Source organism: Mesorhizobium sp. M1A.F.Ca.IN.020.03.2.1, assembly GCF_004023205.1.
Taxonomy (GTDB): domain Bacteria; phylum Pseudomonadota; class Alphaproteobacteria; order Rhizobiales; family Rhizobiaceae; genus Mesorhizobium.
Map to the genome: position 1 here is coordinate 1 of NZ_RZSV01000291.1, position 5,998 is coordinate 5,998.

A 5,998-nucleotide genomic window follows, 5' to 3' on the forward strand; every position below is an offset into this window, starting at 1 on the left:
GAGCCTGCCGATGCCGACCAGTGCCAAGATATGGCGTGCCGGCTGCATCATCCGCTCGCAGATGCTGGACACGATGGCGGAGGCCTTCGGCTCAGGCGGCGCCTCGACCAATCTCCTGATGGCGCCGGCCTTCATCGCCATGATGAAGGAGGCGCATCCGTCGCTCAGGCGCATCGTGGCGCGAGCCTCCGAGGCCGGCTCACCGGTGCCGGCGCTGTCCTCGGCGCTCGCCTATTTCGACAGCTATCGCCAGGGCCGCGGCACGTCGAACCTGATCCAGGCGCAGCGCGATTTCTTCGGCGCGCACGGTTTCGAGCGCATCGGCGAGCAGGGGGCGTTCCATGGGCCGTGGGGAAGCGGCGCCGCCTAGAGTCAGGTTATGCCAGGGTGCAAAGGCGGCTTCCTGCGCTCCCGGTGCTACTCAAGCGCGCTTCCGGTTCTCGGAAGCCGCCGACTCGGCCTGACCTGACTCTCAAGTCGCGCCAGTCAACCCCGATAGGGCAGGACCTCGCTCGGTTTGCTCAGCGATTGCAGTGAGCCAGGTTCCTTGCCGCCGATCCAGCCGAGCACAGCGCGGGCAAGCTCGGAGCCGGCGAGCCGGAAATTCTCGTTCACGACCAGCAGTTCGCGCCGGAACAAATGCAGCAGTTCCGAGGACTGTTTCGACACCACGTCGACATCGCGGCCGAGTTTCAGGCCGGCGTCCTCGATGCCTGCAACAACGGCGAGCGTGGCGGCGGCGGCGCTGCTGACGATGCCGTCCGGACGGCTCTCGCGGCGCATGAGCTGCGCAGTTCGCATCCTGATCTGCTCGATCGTGTGGTCGATGGAGACGGTGTTGAACGGCACCTCGCTGGCGCCGACTTCGCTCAGCGCATCGGCAAAACCGTTCACCGTGTGGTCGTAATAGGTGAGGCCGACCGGCGGCGTCACCAGAGCCAGCCGGCGCCGGCCCATGCCGGCGAGATGGCGCACCGCCTCGCCGGCGAAAGCATAGTTGTCGAAGTCGTGATAGGGATGCACCAGCCCCATGTCGGTGCGGCCATGCGTGGCAAATGGGATGCCGCGTTCCAGCATATAGCGGGCGCGCGGGTCGTTGGGCTGCGTGCGTGAAATGATGACGCCGTCGGCGGAGCCCGTCTCCACCAGATAGCGCACCGGATCCAGCGGGTCCTGCGAGCGCGAATAGGGCGTGACGATCAGGTGATAGGGCGTGTCGGCGATCACCTCGGTGACGCCGTAGATGATGTCCGAGACGAAGCTCATCAGCTCGTGCTCGGTGTTGAGCACCAGGCTGATGACGTTGGTCTTGCCCGTCCTCAGCCTCACGCCGGCGCGGTTCGGGCGATAGCCAATCTGCTTGGCGACGAGCTGCACGCGCCGCCTGGTCTCGGCGCCGATCTCCGGCGCGTCCTTCAGCGCGCGCGAGACGGTGGTGACGCCGAGCCCGGTCATGAAGGCAAGCGTCTTCAGCGTCGGCCGTCCCTTAGCCGACGTGTCGTCGTCCTTCTCGGTTGCTCGTCTGTCCATTCGTCCCGCCCATCAGGCGCATAGCAGCCGCGAAGCCGGCCGGCAATCGCGCCCATCCATTTGCGCGGCTTTCAGTCCATGACACGGTGCAATATACTGAAACGTTACAGATTGCCAACGCCGGTGATCATCGGGCAGGTCGCACTCGTTGTGGTCAGCGCCACAGGGGTGGGCTGAAAGCTGCTGGAATCATAAGGAAATCTCGATTTACCTCTGCTTTTTGCATCAATTGGCCGCACCAGCGACTCTCCGACAGGCCCTTTGGAGAGGATTTTGTTCGTGCCCCGAAGAAATCTCATGCCGTTTCCATTCGAGGGGTTGCCTATAAGGGCCATTTGCCGTATCGAAAATCTGTAACGTTTCAGATTCTGGGAGGAACCGAAATGCGATACAAATTCCTGACCGCCGCGTTCGCCGCGACGGCCGCGCTGAACTTCGCCGGACCGGCGGCCGCGGCCGATCTCGAAGTCACGCATTGGTGGACTTCGGGCGGCGAGGCGGCGGCAGTGGCCGAACTTGCCAAGGCGTTCGACGCGACCGGCAATCACTGGGTCGACGGCGCCATCGCCGGTTCCGGCGGCACAGCGCGGCCGATCATGATCAGCCGCATCACCGGCGGCGATCCGATGGGCGCCACCCAGTTCAACCACGGCCGGCAGGCGGAGGAGCTCGTCCAGGCCGGGCTGATGCGCGACCTCACCGATCTCGCAACCAAGGAAAAGTGGACGGAAATCGTGCGGCCGAAGAGCCTGCTCGACTCGTGCACCATCGGCGGCAAGATCTATTGCGTGCCGGTCAACATCCATTCCTGGCAGTGGCTATGGCTGTCGAACGAAGCCTTCCAGAAGGCCGGCGTGCCGATGCCGAAGGACTGGAATGAATTCGTGGCGGCTGCGCCGGCGCTGGAAAAAGCCGGCATCATCCCGCTCGCCGTCGGCGGGCAGCCCTGGCAGGCGTCCGGCGCCTTCGACGTGCTGCTTGCCGCCGTCGGCGGCACCGACGCCTTCCTCAAGGTCTACAGGGACAAGGACGCCAAATTCGCAGGCGGTCCCGAAATCGCCAAGGTGTTCAAGGCCGCCGACGACGCCCGTAAGATGGCCAAGAACACCAATGTGCAGGACTGGAACCAGGCGACCAATCTGGTCATCACCGGCAAGGCCGGCGGCCAGATCATGGGCGACTGGGCGCAGGGCGAGTTCCAGGTCGCCGGCAAGACCGCCGGCAAGGACTACACCTGCCTGCCCGGCCTCGGCCTGAACGAGGTCATCGCCACCGGCGGCGACGCGTTCTACTTCCCACTGCTCAAGGATGCCGACAAGGCCAAGGCTCAGGAAGTTCTGGCCGAGACGCTGCTCGACCCGAAGACCCAGGTCGCCTTCAATCTCAAGAAGGGCTCGCTTCCGGTGCGCGGCGACGTCGACCTCAACACGGCGAACGACTGCATGAAGAAGGGCCTCGCCATCCTCGCCAAAGGCGCGGTGATCCCGTGGACCGACCAGCTCTTGTCGCAGGACAGCCAGAAGCAGAAGGAGGATCTGTTCTCCGAATTCTTCGCCAAGCCCGACATGACGCTCGAAGAGGCGCAGAAGCGCTTCGCCGACATCATCGCGTCGGCCGACTGATCAACGGCGCCCCCGCCAGCTCCCGGCCCCCGCCTATCCGGGGTCGGGAGCGTGATGTCCTCATTGTCCCAGCCCGGCTGCCGAGATGAGCAACAGCGAACGCCCCAACCAGCTTTTACGCAACCTCAACGCCAAGGTCGCATCGATCCCGATGATCCTGACCGCGCTGGTCGTCTTCGTCGGCGGCACGGCCTGGACGGTGCTCTATTCCTTCACCAATTCGAAGCTCTTGCCGCGGCTGAACTTCGTCGGCCTCGACCAATATTACCGGCTATGGGCGACGCCGCGCTGGCTGGTGTCGATCGAGAACCTTTTGATCTATGGCGTGATCTCGCTGTTGTTCTCGCTGGTGATCGGCTTCATCCTCGCGGCATTGCTCGACCAGAAGATCCGCTTCGAGGACACGTTCCGCACGATCTTCCTCTATCCTTTCGCACTTTCTTTCATCGTCACCGGGCTGGTCTGGCAGTGGCTGCTCAATCCCGATTTCGGCATCCAGCGCGTCGTGCGCGACCTCGGCTGGACGAGCTTCAGCTTCGATCCTCTCTACAATTCCAGTATCGTCATCTACGGCATTTCGATCGCGGCCCTCTGGCAAGGCACGGGACTGATCATGTGCCTGATGCTCGCCGGCCTGCGCGGCATCGACGAGGACATCTGGAAGGCCGCGCGGGTTGACGGCATACCGATGTGGAAGACCTATGTCTTCATCATCATTCCGATGATGCGGCCGGTCTTTGTCACCACCTTGGTGATCATCGCCGCCGGCATCGTCAAGGTCTACGACCTTGTGGTGGCGCAGACCAGCGGGGGTCCGGGTATCGCCTCCGAAGTGCCGGCGAAATACGTCTACGACTACATGTTTTTCGCCCAGAATCTCGGCCAGGGCTTTGCCGCCTCCACCATGATGCTGCTCTCGGTGGTGATCGTCATCGTGCCATGGGCCTACCTCGAATTCGGAGGCAAGAAGCATGGCTGAAGCTGCTGCCTCCATGTCCAGTGACGCTCTTCGGCGCGAAGCCTCGTCGCGCGATGCATCGGGGCCGAGCGGAACGAAGCCGCGGCACGTGCTCTCGCGCCGCAACATCTTCCTCTACGGCACGCTGATCGTCGTGGCGCTCTATTACCTGCTGCCGCTCTACGTGATGATCGTCACATCGCTGAAGGGCATGCCGGAAATCCGCATCGGCAACATCTTCTCGCCGCCGCTGGAGATCACCTTCGAGCCTTGGGTCAAGGCGTGGTCGCAGGCCTGCACCGGGCTCAATTGCGACGGGCTGTCGCGCGGCTTCTGGAACTCGGTGCGCATCACCGTGCCGTCGGTGCTGCTGTCGATCGCGATCGCGTCGGTCAACGGCTATGCCTTGGCCAACTGGCGCTTCAAGGGCGCCGACACCTTCTTCATCATCCTGATCGTCGGCGCCTTCATTCCCTATCAGGTGATGATCTACCCGATCGTCATCATCCTGCGCGAGATCGGCATCTACGGCACGCTGACCGGCCTCGTGATCGTGCATTCGATCTTCGGCATGCCGATCCTGACGCTCCTGTTCCGCAACTATTTCACGTCCATGCCGGAGGAACTGTTCCGCGCGGCGCGCGTCGACGGCGCCGGTTTCTGGGGCATCTACCTGCGCATCATGCTGCCGATGTCGCTGCCGATCTTCGTCGTCGCCATCATCCTGCAGGTGACCGGCATATGGAACGACTTCCTGTTCGGCGTCGTCTACACCCGCCCCGACACCTATCCGATGACGGTGCAGCTCAACAACATCGTCAACTCGGTACAGGGCGTGAAGGAGTACAACGTCAACATGGCCGCGACCATCCTGACCGGCCTTGTGCCGCTCATCGTCTACTTCGTTTCCGGCAAGCTCTTCGTGCGCGGCATCGCCGCCGGCGCGGTGAAAGGATGATGATGGCAGCAGCGATCGCCAATCCCAGCGTTTCGATCCAGGACCTGTCGCTGAATTTCGGCGTCATGTCGGTGCTGAAGACGCTCAATCTCGACGTCGCCGAGGGCGAGTTCATCGTGCTGCTCGGGCCATCCGGCTGCGGCAAGTCGACCTTGCTCAACTGCATCGCCGGCCTGCTCGACATCTCCGAGGGCCGCATCTTCATCAAGGGCAAGAATGTCACCTGGGAGGAGCCGAAGGATCGCGGCATCGGCATGGTGTTCCAGTCCTACGCCCTCTACCCGCAGATGACGGTGGAGAAGAACCTTTCCTTCGGCCTGCGCGTCGCCGGCGTGCCCAAGGACGAGATCGCCAAACGCATCGCGCGCGCGGCGGAGATCCTGCAGATCGAGCCGCTGTTGCAGAGGAAGCCGTCTGCGCTTTCCGGAGGCCAGCGGCAGCGCGTGGCGATCGGGCGGGCACTGGTGCGCGACGTCGACGTCTTCCTGTTCGACGAGCCGCTCTCCAACCTCGACGCCAAGCTGCGGTCGGAATTGCGCGTCGAGATCAAGCTTTTGCACCGCAGGCTGCAGAACACGATGATCTACGTCACCCACGACCAGATCGAGGCGATGACGCTGGCCGACCGTATCGCGGTGATGAAGGGCGGCGTCATCCAGCAGCTCGATGCGCCCCAGACGATCTACAATCGCCCGGTCAACCGCTTCGTCGCCGGCTTCCTCGGCTCGCCGGCGATGAATTTTATCAAGGGGCACCTGGAAGCAAGCGACGCGCCGGTGTTCAAGGCCGACGGTGTTTCGGTGCCGCTCGGCCGTTATCAGTTCGACAACGAAGGCGGGCGCGCCGCCAAGCCCTGCGTGTTCGGCATCCGACCGGAGCATATCGCTTTTGGCGAAGCGGCGAGGGCCATGCCGTTCACCGCCGAGTCCC

General features: G+C 63.4%; 5 protein-coding genes and 1 pseudogene. 5 read left to right on the forward strand and 1 reads right to left on the reverse strand.

Annotated elements, in window-relative coordinates; all coding sequences use genetic code 11:
* Window positions 1-370: pseudogene (locus tag EOA79_RS28595) on the forward strand (NADP-dependent phosphogluconate dehydrogenase); the annotation flags it as partial.
* 116 nt (window positions 371-486) lie between these two features.
* Here the strand turns inward: EOA79_RS28595 and EOA79_RS28600 are convergent.
* Window positions 487-1,530, reverse strand: a complete 1,044-nt coding sequence (locus EOA79_RS28600; protein ID WP_067318936.1) for a LacI family transcriptional regulator — start codon at window positions 1,528-1,530, stop codon at window positions 487-489.
* A 383-nt stretch (window positions 1,531-1,913) separates the two neighbouring features.
* Here EOA79_RS28600 and EOA79_RS28605 point away from each other — a divergent pair, with 383 nt between their 5' ends.
* The 4 genes from EOA79_RS28605 to EOA79_RS28620 all read left to right on the forward strand — a co-directional run.
* On the forward strand, window positions 1,914-3,152 hold the full coding sequence (locus EOA79_RS28605; RefSeq protein ID WP_127335161.1) for an ABC transporter substrate-binding protein: 1,239 nt from the start codon (window positions 1,914-1,916) through the stop codon (window positions 3,150-3,152).
* 85 nt (window positions 3,153-3,237) lie between these two features.
* Window positions 3,238-4,131 (forward strand): sugar ABC transporter permease, encoded by an 894-nt coding sequence (locus EOA79_RS28610; RefSeq protein WP_095823519.1) that lies wholly within the window; start codon window positions 3,238-3,240, stop codon window positions 4,129-4,131.
* Window positions 4,132-4,144: 13 nt separating this feature from the next.
* Window positions 4,145-5,068: a carbohydrate ABC transporter permease gene (locus EOA79_RS28615; RefSeq protein ID WP_095823518.1), complete on the forward strand. Its 924-nt coding sequence runs from the start codon at window positions 4,145-4,147 to the stop codon at window positions 5,066-5,068.
* Window positions 5,068-5,998: ABC transporter ATP-binding protein (locus EOA79_RS28620; RefSeq protein WP_281060304.1), on the forward strand; the 931-nt coding region annotated here is incomplete at its 3' end. The genes EOA79_RS28615 and EOA79_RS28620, both read left to right, overlap by 1 nt.

Excerpts from the sequence above, each read along its gene's own strand:
- EOA79_RS28615 (WP_095823518.1), top strand. The coding sequence starts at position 4,145 with ATGTCCAGTGACGCTCTTCGGCGCGAAGCCTCGTCGCGCGATGCATCG.
- EOA79_RS28600 (WP_067318936.1), bottom strand. The coding sequence starts at position 1,530 with ATGGACAGACGAGCAACCGAGAAGGACGACGACACGTCGGCTAAGGGA.
- EOA79_RS28605 (WP_127335161.1), top strand. The coding sequence starts at position 1,914 with ATGCGATACAAATTCCTGACCGCCGCGTTCGCCGCGACGGCCGCGCTG.
- EOA79_RS28610 (WP_095823519.1), top strand. The coding sequence starts at position 3,238 with ATGAGCAACAGCGAACGCCCCAACCAGCTTTTACGCAACCTCAACGCC.